This is a genomic window from Streptomyces sp. UF-297, from assembly GCF_058245575.1.
Genome location: NZ_JBSIBZ010000044.1, coordinates 39,862 through 56,132 on the forward strand (window position 1 = coordinate 39,862; position 16,271 = coordinate 56,132).

The 16,271-nt window shown below is 72.1% G+C and carries 13 protein-coding genes; 5 read left to right on the forward strand and 8 right to left on the reverse strand.

Features of this window, described 5'->3' with window-relative positions; genetic code table 11:
* Window positions 1-68: 68 nt before the first annotated feature.
* Both AC4IJH_RS23920 and AC4IJH_RS23925 read right to left on the reverse strand, forming a co-directional pair.
* Entirely contained in the window at window positions 69-1,328 is a 1,260-nt protein-coding gene (locus AC4IJH_RS23920; protein WP_490853875.1) for an FG-GAP repeat domain-containing protein, read from the reverse strand.
* A gap of 55 nt (window positions 1,329-1,383) precedes the next feature.
* The gene (locus tag AC4IJH_RS23925) at window positions 1,384-2,625 is read right to left on the reverse strand and encodes an acyltransferase family protein (RefSeq protein ID WP_490853876.1); all 1,242 of its coding nucleotides are present in this window, start codon (window positions 2,623-2,625) and stop codon (window positions 1,384-1,386) included.
* 449 nt (window positions 2,626-3,074) lie between these two features.
* Between AC4IJH_RS23925 and AC4IJH_RS23930 the strand changes: the two genes are divergently transcribed.
* Window positions 3,075-4,277: an MFS transporter gene (locus AC4IJH_RS23930; protein WP_490853877.1), complete on the forward strand. Its 1,203-nt coding sequence runs from the start codon at window positions 3,075-3,077 to the stop codon at window positions 4,275-4,277.
* Between the two features lie 39 nt (window positions 4,278-4,316).
* Window positions 4,317-5,141: an alpha/beta fold hydrolase gene (locus tag AC4IJH_RS23935; RefSeq protein ID WP_490853878.1), complete on the forward strand. Its 825-nt coding sequence runs from the start codon at window positions 4,317-4,319 to the stop codon at window positions 5,139-5,141.
* A gap of 64 nt (window positions 5,142-5,205) precedes the next feature.
* On the opposite strand, the gene AC4IJH_RS23940 is transcribed toward AC4IJH_RS23935, so the two are convergent.
* The 4 genes from AC4IJH_RS23940 to AC4IJH_RS23955 form a co-directional block, all read right to left on the reverse strand.
* A complete protein-coding gene (locus tag AC4IJH_RS23940; protein ID WP_490853879.1) occupies window positions 5,206-6,150 on the reverse strand; it encodes a UTP--glucose-1-phosphate uridylyltransferase in 945 nt (314 codons plus the stop codon).
* A gap of 12 nt (window positions 6,151-6,162) precedes the next feature.
* A complete protein-coding gene (locus AC4IJH_RS23945) occupies window positions 6,163-6,948 on the reverse strand; it encodes a hypothetical protein (RefSeq protein WP_490853880.1) in 786 nt (261 codons plus the stop codon).
* Between the two features lie 39 nt (window positions 6,949-6,987).
* Window positions 6,988-8,169 carry a non-hydrolyzing UDP-N-acetylglucosamine 2-epimerase gene (gene wecB, locus AC4IJH_RS23950; RefSeq protein WP_490853881.1) on the reverse strand — a complete coding sequence of 394 codons (1,182 nt, stop codon included), beginning with the start codon at window positions 8,167-8,169 and terminating at the stop codon, window positions 6,988-6,990.
* Window positions 8,170-8,534: 365 nt separating this feature from the next.
* On the reverse strand, window positions 8,535-9,392 hold the full coding sequence (locus tag AC4IJH_RS23955; RefSeq protein WP_490853882.1) for a ParB/RepB/Spo0J family partition protein: 858 nt from the start codon (window positions 9,390-9,392) through the stop codon (window positions 8,535-8,537).
* Between the two features lie 502 nt (window positions 9,393-9,894).
* On the opposite strand from AC4IJH_RS23955, the gene AC4IJH_RS23960 reads away from it, so the two are divergent.
* From AC4IJH_RS23960 to AC4IJH_RS23970, 3 genes are all read left to right on the forward strand, one after another.
* Entirely contained in the window at window positions 9,895-10,626 is a 732-nt protein-coding gene (locus tag AC4IJH_RS23960; protein ID WP_490853883.1) for an IclR family transcriptional regulator, read from the forward strand.
* A gap of 189 nt (window positions 10,627-10,815) precedes the next feature.
* A complete protein-coding gene (locus AC4IJH_RS23965) occupies window positions 10,816-12,363 on the forward strand; it encodes an aromatic amino acid ammonia-lyase (RefSeq protein WP_490853884.1) in 1,548 nt (515 codons plus the stop codon).
* 85 nt (window positions 12,364-12,448) lie between these two features.
* Complete coding sequence (locus AC4IJH_RS23970) at window positions 12,449-13,339, forward strand: MurR/RpiR family transcriptional regulator (RefSeq protein ID WP_490853885.1); 891 nt, start codon at window positions 12,449-12,451, stop codon at window positions 13,337-13,339.
* Between the two features lie 44 nt (window positions 13,340-13,383).
* Here AC4IJH_RS23970 and AC4IJH_RS23975 read toward each other — a convergent pair whose 3' ends face one another.
* Window positions 13,384-14,754 (reverse strand): APC family permease, encoded by a 1,371-nt coding sequence (locus AC4IJH_RS23975; RefSeq protein ID WP_490853886.1) that lies wholly within the window; start codon window positions 14,752-14,754, stop codon window positions 13,384-13,386.
* A 55-nt stretch (window positions 14,755-14,809) separates the two neighbouring features.
* The gene (locus tag AC4IJH_RS23980) at window positions 14,810-16,105 is read right to left on the reverse strand and encodes a type III PLP-dependent enzyme domain-containing protein (protein WP_490853903.1); all 1,296 of its coding nucleotides are present in this window, start codon (window positions 16,103-16,105) and stop codon (window positions 14,810-14,812) included.
* Window positions 16,106-16,271: the final 166 nt, after the last annotated feature.

Below are 16,271 nucleotides of genomic sequence, written 5' to 3' on the forward strand. Positions count from 1 at the left end.
GCAGGAGCGCCCTCCGTCCGTGGCGCGGGACGGAGGGCGCTCGGCCCGGTGGGCGCGGGGCTCCTGGGTCAGGCCTGCTCGATCCGGTTGCGGTAGAGCATGACCTTGGCGTCCTTGGCGACGTAGTAGTTCTGCACCGAGTAGGCGATGGTGGCGAAGTCCAGGCGGCCGTCGCCGTTGAAGTCGGCGGTGGCGATGCGGGCCACGGACTCGTCGCAGACGCGCCACTTGGCGAAGACGCCGTTCTTCAGGTCGATGGCCTTGTAGTACATGACGCCCTGCCAGGGCCAGGGGCCGCGCAGCGCGACCAGGAACTCCTCCTCGCCGTCGCCGTCGAAGTCGGCGCAGACGATCTGGTGGCCGGGGCCCTCGCCGTTCTCGTTGGGGTCGCCGTACACGTCCAGCAGGACCCGGCGCCAGGAGACCCGGTCGGCGGGGCCGTCCTGGTCCTTCACGTAGACGGCGACGGTGTTGCCGTGGAAGGGCTCGACGGCGGCGACGTAGGCCATCGGGTCGTCGCCTATGCGGCCGGCGTTCAGGTCGCCGCTGCCGCGGAAGCCGGTCTGCTCGAACTGGGTCAGCTCGCCGGTGCCGATGAGCTGGTGCACCCACTCGCCGCGCCCGGTGTCGTAGTAGAGCCAGGAGACGCCCTCGTCGGAGGCGAGCAGCAGGGAGTCGCGCTCGGGGTCGCCGGGGATCAGGCCCTTCTTCTTCTCCGCGCCGTGGATCATGCGGTAGTGGGCGTCGTCGATGACCGTCTTCGGCCACTCCTCGGCGGTGTGGACGTCGTCGGGCTGGGTGAACATCACCACGGGCAGGACGGCGTGGACGTCCTCGACGGCGACGATGGGCAGGCCGACGACCTCCAGCTTCCCGGTCTGAGTGAAGTGGCCGGCGCGCAGGCGGTGCATGCCGGTGGCGCGGCCGATGTAGTGGCGCTTCCAGCGGGTCTCGTCCTTGTCGGCGGCGCCGGGGTTCTCCAGCCAGTCGATCTTGCCGCCCCGGGGGTCGGGGTCGTGGATGGTGCCGATGGGGCCGTAGAGCTCGTAGCACAGGATGATGTCGGGCGAGCCGGTGCCGCTGACGTCGGCGTAGTCGGCGCCCACCGGCATCTTGATCTTGTCGGCGACCAGGCGGCGGGTCCAGTCGCCGTCGTTGTCGTACCAGTAGATCTCGCCCAGCCGCAGGCCGTAGCCGAACAGGTCGGGGCTGCCGTCGCCGTCGATGTCCGGCGCCTCCAGCCAGTAGCCGTCGCGGAGTTGGCCGGCGACCAGCTCCGGGGCGAAGGACGGGATGCGCAGCGGCTCGCGGGCGGGCTCGGTGGCCATGGGGGTCTCCTTTGGCGGGGTACGGGGGTACGGGGGTACGGGAGGGCGGGGCGGGTCAGCCGGCCGGTACGAGCTGCTTGTCGGTGGGCCGGTCCGGGTCGCCGTCCTGGCCGGAGGGGGCGGGGACGGACGGGCCCCGGCCGCCCGGCGTGGCGGGCGGTCCGGTCCGGGTGCGCGGCTTGCCGCGGCCCCAGCGGCGCATCACCGGGCGCTCCACGCCGACGTACAGCAGCCAGCCGCCGAGCAGCGAGAGCGCCAGGCACAGCGCGATGACCGCGGTGCCGGCCGGTACGGACAACAGGCGCCCGTCCAGCAGGCGTTGGGCCACGATCAGCACCACGAAGTGGAACATGTAGACGCCGAAGGAGACCTCGCCGAGCCAGACCATGGGACGGCTGCACAAGAAGGTGCGGCGCCCGGCGACATCGGCCGCCGCCACCGCGCTGACCAGCACGGCCACCGGGATGATCATGGCGACGGTGAGGCCGTACTGCCAGGGCACCACCAGCGCGACGCCGTAGCCGGCGGCCATGAAGAGCGCCGCCGCCGTCAGGCCGATGCGCGGGAAGCGCCCGGCCATCACCAGGCGGGCCATCACCATGCCCAGGACGAACTCGAAGAGGCGCGAGGGCGGGAAGTTGTAGGAGATCCACCACTGCGGCTCGGACAGCGGGTGGTTGGGCGTGAGCGGCGCGCTGGGCAGCAGGAAGTCCACGCACAGTTGGAGGGCGAGGACGCCGGCCACCATGAGGGCGGCGGCGCTCCACAGCAGGCGCTCGGAGATCCGCTTCACCAGCGGGAGGATGAAGGGGAAGAGCAGGTAGAAGAGGAGCTCGGCGCACAGCGACCAGGCGGGCTGGTTGACGCTGATGAAGGTCTCCTCGCTGGGGAACCAGGAGTGGACCAGCAGCAGGTTCGGCAGCCAGACCGAGACCTTGGTGGCGGCGGTTCCGGCGAGCAGCAGCATCGCCAGGGCGAAGACCACGACGTGGTTCGGGTAGATCTTCAGCAGCCGGCGCTTCCAGAAGCCGGTGAGGGTGTCGGTGGGCCGTGCCGCCCAGGTCATGACGAACCCGCTGAGCACGAAGAAGAAGGACACGCCCATCCAGCCGGCCTTGCTGAACACCGTCTTGTAGGCGTCGGCCACGCCGGTGTCGGCGAAGGGGTTGAGCATCTCGGTGAGCGAGGCGTGGAACAGCACGACAAGGGCTGCTGCGATGAACCTGACCCCGGTCAGGGACGGGAGTTTCGCGTTACTTTTCCCGGCCCCGGGGGCGGGATGCGGAACCTCTTTCACGGACCTTCCTTTCAACGGCTGGCGCGGCGAAGGCAATGGAGACGTAAGGGCGTGCCGACCCGTGCGTCGGCATACCGGAATGCGAAGGGGAAAGGTGAGGTGGGGAATCCGCGTGCGGGCGGGTAAGGGTGCCCCGCGGAAGGGCCGGGCGAATATCGAGCACCGGCCGAAGAAATCCCCCGACTGCGCTTCACTTTAGCGGAGTTGGCCCTGCGGGGCGGGCGTGCAAAGAGTGCTCCCGCACGGCCCCGCACGACTCTGCATGACCCGGCATTCCCCCGCATTCCCCCGCACGAGCCGTACGGGCTCGCGGGAACCCGCGCGCGCCTCCGCGCCCGTACGGCCGGATCCGGCCCGTGTGCAACTATGCGCCTTGCGAGGGTAAGGGGCGTCTGCAACTATTTACAACGCCCGCGATGGGCGTCTGCAACTACATTGAAGGGTTCCCCATGCCACTCGCCCTACTGGCCCTGGCGATCAGTGCGTTCGGTATCGGCACCACCGAATTCGTGATCATGGGGCTGCTGCCCGAGGTCGCCAGCGACTTCTCGGTCTCCATCCCCACGGCCGGCCTGCTCATCTCCGGCTACGCCCTCGGTGTGGCGATCGGTGCGCCCCCGCTGATCGCGGCGGCCACCCGCATGCGGCGCAAGCACGTACTGCTCGGCCTGATGGTGCTGTTCATCATCGGCAACGCGGTCTCCGCGCTCGCGCCCAACTACGCGATCCTGATGGTCGGCCGCATCATCGCCGCCCTGTGCCACGGCGCCTTCTTCGGCGTCGGTTCGGTGGTCGCGGCCTCGCTGGTCAAGCCCGAGAAGTCGGCCGGCGCCATCGCGATGATGTTCAGCGGCCTGACCATCGCCACGATCATCGGTGTGCCCGCCGGTACGTGGATGGGCCAGGAGTTCGGCTGGCGCTCGGCCTTCTGGGCGGTCACCGCGCTCGGCGTGATCGGCCTGCTCGGCGTCGCGGCCATGGTGCCCAGCCAGCCCGCCGACCCCAACGCGAGTCTGCGCCAGGAGTTCGCCGCCTTCAAACGGCCCCAGGTGTGGCTGGCGCTGGCCATGACCACGCTCGGTTTCAGCGGTCTGTTCGCCTCCTACAGCTACGTCAGCCCGATGATGACCGAGATCACCGGCTTCGCCGCGGGCAGCGTCACCTGGCTGCTGGTGCTGTTCGGCTTCGGCTTCTTCATCGGCAACATCGCCGGCGGCAAGGCCGCCAACCGCGCCCCGATGGCCACCATCCTGGTCCTGTTCACGGTCCTGACCATCGTGCTGGCGACGTTCACCTTCACCGCGCACTACAAGATCCCCGCGGCCGTCTCCCTGTTCCTGCTGGGCGCCGTCATCTTCGGTACGGTCCCGCCGCTGCAGGCCCGGGTCATGCAGGAGGCCCCCGGCGCGGGCACCCTGGCCTCCGCCGCCAACATCGCCGGCTTCAACCTCGGCAACGCCATCGGCGCCTGGGCCGGCGGCCTGGCCATCAGCGGCGGCCTCGCCTACAACAACACCAACTGGGTGGGCGCCCTGCTCAGCGGCAGCGGCCTGGTCCTGGCCGTGATCGCCGCGCTGACCACCCGTAAGGCCGGTGCCTCGCGCACCGTCGCCGCCTCCGAAGCCGCCGACCGTACCGCCGTCAGCGCCTGACAGCCGGCCGTACAGCAGACAGCAAAGGTTGGACCCGCCATGACGTACACCACCGTCACCGTCCCCCTCTCCGGCGGCGACAGCGCCGTACGGTGCCTGATCACCGGCACCGGCCCGGCCCTGGTCCTGGTGCACGGCACCGGGGCGACCCCCGAGGGCAACTGGGCGCCGGTCATCGACGCCCTCAAGGACCGCTACACCATCGTCGCGCCCACCCTCTCGGGCTCCGGTGGCACCACCGACGCCGGTGCGCCGCTGAGCGTCCAGGACCTGGTGGCCCAGGTCCTGGGCGCCGCGGACGCGGCCGGACTGGACACCTTCCACCTCGCGGGCCACTCCCTGGGCGCGACGGTGGCGGCCGCCATCGCCGGCGAGCGGCCGCAGCGGGTGCGCTCGCTGTTCCTGCACGCGGGCTGGGCGGTCACCGACCCCTGGCAGGCCTTCCAGTTCGACCTGTGGCAGCGGCTGCTGCGCACCGACAAGGACCTGCTCTCGCGCATGCTCCAGCTCACCGCGATCGGCGCGAAGACCCTGGCCACCCGCACGGCGGACGACTTCGCGCAGGGCGTGGCGGGCTTCAACGAGCTGTTCGACTCCGAGGGCATGGCCCGCCAGTCCGCGCTCAACACCCGGGTGGACATCACCGCGCAGCTGGCGCGGATCACCGCTCCCACCCTGGTGGTGGCCGGCTCCCAGGACCTGATCGTGCCGCCGCACCACCAGAAGGAGCTGGTGGCGGCCATCGGTTCGGCCCAGTACCTGGAGCTGGACAGCGGGCACGCGCTCCCCTTCGAGCAGCCCGAGGCGTTCGCCCGGGCCCTGACGGAGTTCGTGGACCGGCACGCGACGGCCCCCGCCGCCTGAGCGGCCCGCCGTGCACACCAGGAAGCGCCGCCCCGCGGGGGACGGCGCTTCCGGGCGTCGGGTCTCAGGCCGCGGCGAGGTAGCCACGCAGCCACTGCCGGAACTCCGGCCCCAGGTCCTCGCGCTCGCACGCCAGTTGTACGGTCGCGCGCAGGTAGTCCGCGCGGTCCCCGGTGTCGTAGCGCCGCCCCGAGAAGACCACGCCGTGCACCGGGCCGCCCAGCGACTCATCGGCGGCCATCGCCCGCAGCGCGTCGGTCAGCTGGATCTCGCCGCCGCGCCCGGGTCGAGTCCGCTCCAGGACGCCGAAGACGGCCGGGTCCAGGACGTAGCGGCCGATGACGGCGTACGCGCTGGGGGCGCTGTCCCGGTCCGGCTTCTCCACCAGGCCGGTCACCCGCAGCACGCCCTCCTCGTCCGTCCCGCGCACCGCCGCGCAGCCGTAGAGGTGGATCCGGGACGGGTCGACCTCCATCAGGGCCACCACGCTGCCGCCGTGGTGTCGGCGCACCTCGGTCATCAGGGGCAGCAGCGGGTCGCGCGGGTCGATCAGGTCGTCGCCCAGCAGGACGGCGAAGGGCTGGTCGCCCACGTGCGAGGCGGCGCACAGCACGGCGTGGCCCAGGCCCTTGGGGTCGCCCTGGCGTACGTAGTGGATGCTCGCCAGGTCGCTGGACTCGCGGACCCGGGCCAGCCGGCCCTCGTCGCCCTTGAGGCGCAGGGTCTCCTCCAGCTCGAAGTTGCGGTCGAAGTGGTCCTCCAGGGCGCGCTTGTTGCGGCCGGTGACCATCAGGACGTCGGGCAGGCCGGCGGCGACCGCCTCCTCGACGACGTACTGGATCGCGGGCTTGTCGACGATGGGCAGCATCTCCTTGGGCGTCGCCTTGGTGGCGGGCAGGAAACGGGTGCCGAGCCCGGCGGCGGGGACGACGGCCTTGGTGATGCGGGCGAGGGAGCGCGCCGGGGAAGGCGCGGCGGAAGGAAGGGGGGCAGGAAGGGGGGAAGTCATGGGAATTCCTCGTTACTTGTCGAGGTGGTATTCGACCGCGAGCCACACACAGGGGGTGTCGGCGCGGTATTGGTGCCAGGGGTAGACAAAGGTGTCGCCGCTGGTGGCGCAGAAGGGCATGGGGGTGGTGTAGCCCGGACTCATGAGGACGTCCTCGTACAGGGTGCCGTGGTCCTGCTCGTGGAATTTCTGCATACGGCCGATGCCGTGCACCTGCGTGTGCACCTCGATGAAGTCGTGCTGGTTGTGGATGGCGCAGTCGGTGTGCTCGGGCGCGAACCAGAGGTTGACCTTCACCTGGAATTCCCGCCGCGGGCCGGGAACGGCGGATTCGCCGAGTGCGTACGCCGGGTCGAAGCGGAGCCGTCCCGCCGCGTCCTGCGGCCCCCGCCACAGCGGCGTCTGCCGGGGGAAGGGCCGGCCGGGGCCGGTGTGCGGGGCGTCGCCGATCAGGTCGCCGAGCAGCGCCCAGCCGGGCTCGCGCACGATGCCGGCGATGTCGGCGGACTCCTCCACGCGCAGCAGGACCAGCGATTCGGCGCTGGTGATACGGGTGTTGGCCAGGATCGTCGAGGAGAAGGCGGGCAGCGTGCGGTTCCCGGTGCCTTCCATGCGGGCCGGGGCGGCGTCGAGGTTGACGACGATGGTCCGCTCCCGTACGGGGAAGTCCTTGGCCCGGCGCACCCAACTCGCCGCCACGAAGCGGCTGGTGAAGTTGAGCGTCTTGACGATGTTGTACGGGCCGTCGGCGGACGCGAAGGCGTCGGATGCGGCAGGGGTGGGGGTCGCGGTGCTCATGGGCTCTCTTCTGCTCGCTGCTGCTGCTCTGTCACGGCTCTACGCGGCGACCGGCTGGCGCAGCTCGGGCCACTGCGGCTCGCCGCCGGGGACGAACGGGGCCACCGCCGGGCCCTCGCCGAAGAAGTGCGCGAGCGCGCCCACGGTCCGCGCGGTGGCCCGCCCGTCGCCGTACGGGTTGGCCGCCGTCGCCATCTCCTTGTACGCCGTCTCGTCCCGCAGCAGCCGGGTGGTCTCGGCGACGATGCGCTCGGTGGTACGGCCCACCAGGCGGGCCGTACCGGCCAGCACCGCCTCCAGGCGCTCGGTGATGTCGCCGATGACCAGGGTGGGCTTGCCGAGTGCGGGGCCCTCCTCCTGGGAGCCGCTGCTGTCGGACAGGATGATGTCCGCGCGCCGCATCAGCTTGCAGAAGCCGAGGTAGGGCAGCGGGTCGACGACCGTGATGTTGGGGTGGTCGCCGATCACGGGCAGCAGGGCCTCCCGTACGACCGGGTTGCGGTGCAGCGGGACCACGATGCGGGTGTCGGGCCCGGAGGCGATCTCGGCCAGCGCCTGGGCGATCTGCGGCAGGTGGGGCCAGGCCTCGCGGCGGTGCGCGGAGGCGAGGATGACCCGCCGCGGGTCGCTGTCCAGGTCGGCGAGCGCGGGGTGGCCGTACGCCACGGCGTGCTCGCTGGACCAGCGCAGCGCGTCGATGACGGTGTTGCCGGTGACGACCACCCGGTCGCTGGGGATGCCCTCGCGGATCAGGTTGGCGGCGTTGCCGGGGGTGGGCGCCAGGTGCAACTGGGCGATACGGGAGACCAGTTGGCGATTGCCCTCCTCGGGGAAGGGCGAGGCCAGGTTGCCGCTGCGCAGCCCCGCCTCGATGTGCACCACCGGCACCTGGTGGTGGAAGCCGAACAGCGCGCCGGCCAGGGTGCTGGCGGTGTCCCCGTGCACCAGTACGGCCTCGGCGGGAAGCGGGGCGAGCCGGTCGGCGAGCCCGTTCAGCGCCCGGTAGGTGACCTGGGCGAGCGTCTGTTTCGGCGCCATGATCCCCAGATCTATGTCCGGCTTGATGCCGAACACTTCCAGGGTTTCGTCCAGCATCTGCCGGTGCTGGCCGGTGGAGACCACGATCGGGTCGAACCGCGGGTCCTCCTGCAGGGCCTGGACGACCGGGGCGACCTTGATGGCCTCGGGGCGCGTACCGAGAACGAAAGCGACACTGCGCATGGTGATGTCTTCCTTCTTGTGCCGATGAGGGGAGTTGAGGAGTGCGTCAGGCCGGCGCGCGAGAGGCGCTCGGGCATGCGGAGTCGGAGCAGCGCGGCGTGAAAAGCCGAGTGCCCGGTCGAAGGGGGTCGGTTATCGGTTGCCGAAAAACATGACAGCCGGTCGGAAAACTTTCTGCCAGCGATGTGGTGGCAATGGTCGTCCAGCGGTTCGGAGACCATTCTCGCCGGGATACCGAACGTGCGGACAACGACGATGATTCATGCCGGAAAACGGCTGAGGAAAGGGAAATCGGCCAAGCGGGCCAGAATTTAACCGTCGCTTAACAGAAGATCAGGATGTGGACGCCGAAATGTCCGGGACGGCTACTGTCCGGGCGCACCGCGCTCAAGGCGCTCGGCGAGATCGAGCCAGGTCTGCGCACACTGGCGCGCCGCGTCCGCGACGGTGTTCCAACTGTGCGGCGGCAGAGCCGACATCAGTTGTTCATGAAACTCCGGGGAATACGCCCGGTTGTCCAGCAGCCGCAGCAGCGAGCGGCCGGCTTCGGTGAAGCGCAGCGAGGGGTCCTTGCGCAGGGCCAGCAGGATGGACTCCTGGCTCCTGGCCCCGGCCGGCTCCTCGGCCCGCGCCGCCACCGCCGCCGCGCCCCCGTGGTCCGGCGAACTCCCGCCCGTACTGCGCTGTTTGACGGGTACGGGGTCGTCGTCGCGGCGCAGCCGTTCGCGTACGTCGCGTACCGTCCCCGTCGAGATGCCCGCCGCGGCGGCCACCTCCCGCAAGGACGCCTGCGGGTTGGCGGTCATGAACTCGGCGGCGATACGGCGCCCGTCGGCGGTGCTGACCGGACGGATCCGCCCGTCCAGGCCCACTCTCGCGTGCAACTGTGGAATGTCTTCAGTTGCACGCCGGCGGATACTGCCGACCGTTTTCACGGAAAGTCCCACCGCCGATGCGATGGCCCGGTCCGACCAGTGCGGATGGGAGGCCATGATGCGCTGTGCGGCGGCCGTACGGTCCTTTCGCGTCAGCTGCAGACCGTGTTCCACATTGGCCTCGACGGCCAGGACGAAGGCGTCCTGTTCGCTGCCGTCGAAGAACTGGACCTCGATCTCGGTCCGGCCCTGGAGCGCGGCGGCGCGCAGCCGGTGCATTCCGTCGACCACACGCATCGTGGGCCGGTGCACAACGATCGGCGGCAGCTTGGCCTTTGATTCCGCCAAGGCGCGTGTGTGCGCGGCGTCCTCCCCTTCGCTGCGCGGTGAATCGGCGGGCAGCAGACGGCTCAGCGGAACCATCTCGACGAATGCCAGCCGTGCCAGATTCCCTCGTACGGTCCCCCGTGCCGAGGCTTCCCCGCCTTCGTCCGCGGCCCTGCTGGACCGCGCCATAACAGTGCTGACCGAGGCCGTCACTGAGAATTCCCCTCCGGCTGTTCAGTGGCGACGGCGATGCCGTCGCCACTCACGTCCCCCCAAGGACGTATGGCTCATCCACGGATCGAGGCTGCGGCGACGGCGCTGTCGCCTGCGGTACACCAAGTGGCTTGAACGGGCGCTGTCGGACGGCGCCGGGCGACCTTGGCTGGATCGGGCACATCGTTCCGTTCATAGTAGATTCGGCGGGTACTTCGCTGCTTAAATCCCGCATCATGGAATCGCTGTGATGCTAGCACCTCTCCCGCGATGCAGGAATACATCCCCTAGACCCCTAACAGGATCCCGCATGATGGAACTCGCTGAGTCCGGACCCCGCCGCGTCCAGTCCGTCGCCCGCGCCTTCTCCTTGCTGGAGGCGGTGGCGGTGTGCCCCGACGGCGCCCGCCTGCGCGATATCGCGACCACGGTCGGGCTCAGCCGCAGCACCACCCACAACCTGCTGGCCACCCTGGAGTCCCTGGGCTACCTCTCCCAGCTCTCGCCCGGCGGCCCGTACGTGCTCACCGAGCAGTTCACCGAGCTCTCCCGCGGGGCCGCCGGCGGCGACGAGGAACTGCGCGACCTGCTGCACCCCGTACTGGAGAAGCTGGCCCAGGAGACCGGTGAGACCTGCTACTTGGCGGTCCCCGCGGTACGGGACTGCGTCTACCTGGACGCCGTGGAGTCCGCCCAGCCCCTCAAGCTCGGGGTGCGGGTCGGCGACCGCGACCCGCTGCTGGGCACGGCCATCGGCCATGTCCTGCTGGCCTTCCGCCCCGCCACCGCCCGCCGGATCGCCGTCGAGGACCCCGAGGGCTGGGCCGCCTGGTCGCCCGAGGTCGACCTGGCCCGCGAGCGCGGATTCGCGCTGGACCTGGAGGAGTTCGCGCCCGGCCTGTGCTGTCTGGCCGTACCGGTGACCCGCCGCGGCGAGGTGCGCGCGGCCCTGTGCATCGCGGGCCCCTCCGTGCGACTGCCCGAGAGCCGGCTGCGCGAACTGGCGGACACGCTGCGCCGCGCCCTGCCCGAGCCGCGCTGACCCCGGCCCGCCCTTCCCTTGCCGATTCCCCTCCCCGCCCGTCCCCCTCACGGGCGAAAACCGGGTCCTTCCTGCGGCCCTTCCCTGATTCCCCGCCCGGTCCGCGCCCCGTCCTGTATATGGTCATGCAGAGTCGCAGCGCGTGAATATCCAGCGCTGGTCCGGTGCCGGGGAAGGGAGTTGGACGCTATGCAGGCTCCCGCGGCCGCGTCGTCCACGGCAGGGTCGTCCACCGCCGTACCGCCTGCCGCCGGTCCGGCCGGCGCACCTGCTTCCTGTGACGTCGAGCGGATCGTGCTCGACGGCCGCCGTCTGCGGGTCGCCGACGTCGTACGGTTCGCGGACGGCCGCGCCCGGCCCGGCGCCCCCGCCCCCGAAGCCCTCGCCCGCGCCGTACGGGCCTGGCGCACCGCCCGCAGGCTCGCCGCGAGCGGGCGGGTCTACGGCCGCAGCACCGGAGTCGGCGCCAACCGCACCCAGGACGTCGGGCGCGCGGCGGGCCACGGGCTGCGGCTGCTGCGCAGCCACGCGGGCGGCATCGGCGAGGCGCTGCCCGCCCGCGAAGTGCGCGCCATGCTCGCCGTACGCGCCAATCAGCTGCTCGCGGGCGGCGCGGGGCTGCGGCCCGCCGTGATCACCGCGCTGCTGGCCGCCCTGGAGAGCGGCGCCCACCCGGTCGTCAACGCCTACGGCGCGGTCGGCACCGGCGACCTCACGGCCCTCGCCCAGACCGGCCTCGCCCTGGTCGGCGAACACCCCTGGTCCGCCGAGGCGGGCCCGCCGCCCGCCCGCGTCGCCCTCGACGGCAACGACGCCCTCGCCCTGATCAGCAGCAACGCCCTCACCCTGGGCCAGGCCGCGCTCGCCCTGGACGGCATCCGCCGTCTGCTCTGCGCCGCCCTGCCCGTAGCCGCCCTCTCCCTCCTCGCCGTCGGCGGCTCCCACGAGCCCTTCGCCGAGCCCGTCGCGCTGGCCCGCCCGCACCCCGGCTCGCTCGCCGCCGCGGCCCGTATGCGGGAGCTGGCCGGTATCGACGCCCGCCCCGCGGCGCCGCTGGGCCGCATCCAGGACCCGTACGGCTTCCGCTGCATCCCGCAGATCCACGGCCCGGCCCTGGACGCCGCCGACGCGCTGGAGCGGGTCCTGGAGGTGGAGCTGAACGCCGCCGCCGAGAACCCCCTCATCAGCGTCGAGGACCGGGCCGCCTACCACCACGGCAACTTCTACGCCGCGCACACCGCGCTCGCCCTGGACACCTTCCGGCTGGCCGTCCTGCAGACCGCGCGGCTGTCCACCGCCCGCCTCGCCGCCCTCTCCGAGCCCGACCTCACCCGCCTGCGGCCCTTCCTCGGCGACGCGGCGCCCGCCAGCTCCGGCGTGATGATCCTGGAGTACGCGGCGGGGGCGGCCCTCGGCGAGATGCGCGCCGTGACCCACCCCGCCTCCCTCGGCCACGCCGTGCTCTCCCGGGGCGTGGAGGAACAGGCCAGTTTCGCCTCGCTCGCCGCCCGCCAGACGCTGCGCGCCTGCGCCGCCTACCGGCACGTACTGGCCTGCGAACTCGTCGCCGCCGTACGGGCGTTGCGGATGCGCGGCCTGGAACCCGGCCCCGCGCTGCCGCTGGCCCGGGCCTTCGCCGTGGCCGCACAGGCGCTGGACCCGCGGATGCAGGACCGCCCGCTCACCCAGGACGTGGCCGTCGCCGAGGGCCTGCTGGACCGGCTGGCCGAGCTGTGAGCGGGGCCGGAGGCGGTGCGGAACCGGGGAGCGCCCGGGATTCCGTACAGTCGAGCGGACACGGAAGCAGGAGGAAGAAGAAGCGATGAGCGCGGACAGCGGGGCCGGGGCACAGGCCGCGGGCGAGCGCGGGGCTGCGGCCGCCACCGGCACGGCGGCACGGCTGCAGAAGCTCTTCGAGGGGCACCGCCTGACCCCCACCCAGCGGCGCATCGCGCACTGCATGGTGCGCAGGGCCGCCGACGCGCCCTTCCTCTCCAGCGTGGAGCTGGCCGAACTCGCCGGTGTCAGCCAGCCGTCGGTGACCCGCTTCGCGGTCGCCCTCGGCTTCGACGGCTACCCGGCGCTGCGCAAGCACCTGCGCGAGGTCACCCCGGCCGGCGCCGCGGCGGACAGCGCCTCGTACAACGAGTACCAGCAGGCGGTCCAGGCGGAGATCGACAACCTGCGCCATCTGGCCGTGGCCCTCGCCGACCCGGCCCCGGTCGTACGGGCCGGGCAGCTGTTCGCCGCGTCCCGCCCGCTGCCGGTGCTCGGCCTGCGCGCGGCCACGGCGCAGGCGGCGGGCTTCACCTACTTCGCCCGCAAGGTGCACCCCGACGTCCGTCTGCTGGATGAGGGCGGCACCATGCTCACCGACCGCATCGACGCGGCGGTCCGCGCGGGCGCCACCACCCTGCTGTGCTTCGCGCTGCCCCGCCATCCCCGCGAGGTCGTGGACGCCCTGGCGTACGCGCGCGAGGCGGGCCTGACCGTGGTCACGGTCGCCGACAGCGCCTTCGCGCCCGTCGCCCGCCACACCGACCTGCTGCTGCCCGCCGCCGTCGGCACCGGCCTCGCCTTCGACACGGCCTGCGCGCCCATGCTCCTGGGCCGCGTCCTGCTGGAAGCCATGTGCGACGCGCTGCCCGACGCCCAGTCGCGCCTGGAGGAGTTCGACGCGCGGGCGGCGGAGCGGGGACTGTTCGTGGAGTGAGCGGCGTGAGCGGCGTGCGGCGCGCTCTGTTCGTGGAGTGACGCTCACTGGCCCCCGGCCCGGGGCCGGGCCCGCAGGACCGCCTTGTTCACCGCCCACAGCACGATGCCGATGGCCAGCAGGACACCGGCGCGGATGTAGACGCCGGCCGGGCGGTCGGCCAGCGGGCTCGCCAGCAGGAGGGCGAACGTGGCGCCGAGGACGGGGAAGACGGTGGGGGTGCGGAAGTGGCGGTGGGCGACGCGGTCCTTGCGCAGGACCAGGACGGCGATGTTGACGGTGGCGAAGACGCACAGCAGCAGGAAGGCCGTGGTGTCGCCGAGGCCCTCGATCTCGCCGGTGGCCACCAGCCCCAGGGCGAGCAGCGTGGTGAAGACGATGCCGACGACCGGCGTGCGGCGCCCGGGCAGGACGCGGCCCATGGCGCGCGGCAGGATGCGCTCGCTCGCCATCCCGTAGCACAGCCGTGAGGCCATCATCAGGTTGATCAGCGCGGAGTTGGTGACCGCGAACAGCGCCATGGCGGAGAAGAGTTCGGGCGGGAAGCTCAGCCCGCCGGCGTGCACCACCTCCAGCAGCGGGGCGGAGGAGCGCTGCAGTTTCTCGTCGTCCACCAGGAGCGAGGAGACCAGCGCGACCAGGACGTAGATGGTGCCGGTGACCGCCACCCCGATGAAGATGGCGCGCGGGAAGGACCGGCCGGGGTCCCTGGTCTCCTCGGCCATGTTCACCGAGTCCTCGAAGCCGAGGAAGGCGAAGAAGGCCAGCGCGGTGGCGCCCATCACCCCCGTCAGCAGCGCGAACCCGCCGTCGCCGGTGTGCAGTTCGGTCAGCCGGGACGGCTCGCCGCCGCCGGTCAGGACCGCGTACACCCCCATCGTGATCACGACCAGCAGGCCCGTCACCTCCACCAGGGTCAGCACCACATTGGTCTTCACCGACTCGGCCACGCCCCGCAGGTTGAGCGCGGCCAGCGCCAGGACGAACACCATCGCGACCACCGTCGGCGGCAGGTCGACGAAGGTCTTGAGGTAGTCGCCGCCGAAGGCGCGGGCGGCGGCGCTGGCCGAGCCCAGGCCCGAGCACATCACCATGAAGGCGACGATGAAGGTGAGAAAGGGGACCTTGAAGGCGCGCTGGGTGTAGAGGGCGGCGCCCGCCGCCTTCGGGTACTTGCCGACGAGTTCGACATAGGAGGCGGCGGTCAGGACGGCGACGACGAAGCCGATCGCGAACGGCAGCCACAGGGCGCCGCCGACCTTGCCCGCCACCTTGCCGGTGATGGCGTAGACGCCGGTGCCCAGGATGTCTCCGATGACCAGCAGGATCAGCAGCTTGGGGCCGATCGCGCGGCGCAGCGGGGTCTCGTCGGGGGCCGCCGCACCGGCGGGGGGCCGCGGGTCAGGTATCCGCATGTGCGCTCTGTGCCCCCGGGACGTGATCCTTACCGCGCCCCCGCCCGGGCGGTCCTCACCGGCCGGTGAGCGCGTCGGCGTGCTCGGCGCCGCTCTCCGCGACCAGTTCCCGAAGGCTCTGCGGGGTGCGTACGGCCGTGAAGCGGACCGTGCCGTCGGCGTCCGCCGCATAGCCGTACACCCCGGGCCGGGGAAGGGAGTTGTAGGCGAAGTGGGTGGAGAAGTAGTACGCGCCGGTGTCCAGCAGCGCCGCGTGGTCGCCCGCTTCCAGGCGGGGCAGCGGGCGGTCCTGGGCGACCAGGTCGCCCGCGAAGCAGCAGGGCCCCGCGATGTCCTGGGCCAGCGGCGGCCCCTGCTTGGGCCGCCCCTGGGCGTCGTACGCCGCGATGCGGATCGGCCAGGCGGACGGCGCGAAGACGGTACGGGTGGCGACCTGCGCGCCCGCGTGGGTCACCGCGATCGGCCGCCCGCCCGCCGACTTGGTGTACTCCACCCGCGCCAGGACCGTGCCGTGCTTGGCCAGCAGCGCCCGGCCGAACTCGGTGACCAGCCCGTAGCGGCCGGAGAAGAGCGCGGGCGCGCAGGTCGCCAGCAGGCGGGCGTACTCGGCGAAGGTGGGCGCGACGGTGTCCGAGGCGAAGTTGACCGGCAGCCCGCCGCCGATGTCCAGGGTGTCGATCTGCGCCCGCCCGGCCTTCTCGTTGATCTCCTCGGCCAGTTCGACCAGCGTGCGCACGCCCTCGGCCATCAGCGTCAGCGGCATGCCCTGGGAGCCGACATGGGCGTGCAGCCGGGTCAGCCACGGGCGGTCCAGGAAGGCCCGTACGACCCAGTCGCGGGCGCCCGCGTCGCGCAGCGCCACCCCGAACTTGGAGGTGTCGGTCGCGGTGCTCATCGCGCCGATGCTGCCGCCGCCGATCTGCGGATTGATCCGCAGCCCGACCGGTGAGGAGGTGGGCGCCGAGCCGACGAGGGCGTCGATACGGGCGAGTTCCTGCGGGCTGTCGGCGTTGACGGCGATGCCCAGCGCCAGCGCCTCGCGCAGTTCGGCGGGCGTCTTGGCGGGCGAGTCCAGGACCGTACGGGAGGGCGGGATCCCGGCGGCGCGGGCCAGCGCCAGCTCGCCGGGGCTGGCCACCTCGCAGCCCAGCCCCTCCTGGCCCAGCAGGCGCAGTACGGGGACCAGGGAGGCGGCCTTGACGGCGAAGGCGTGCAGGACCGGAGTGCCGGGCGGGGTGAACTGCTCGAAGGCGGCGCGGAGTTCGGCGGCCGTGCGCCGGACGCCCGCGATGTCGAGCAGCCCCGCCACCGGCGCGGCGGGGCTCACCACCCCCTGTGCGATAGCCGCCATCACGGCGCGGTCGCGCAGGGTGGGGCCGGGGAGGGGCTCGGTGTCGGCTGTGGGGGAGGGGGAGGGGGAGGGGGAGGGGGCGGAGGTGTCGGGCGTGCCGGCTGCGTCGGGCGTGTGAGGCATGCGCGTCATGGATCCACTTCATCATCTGCGCGCGGGCGCCGCC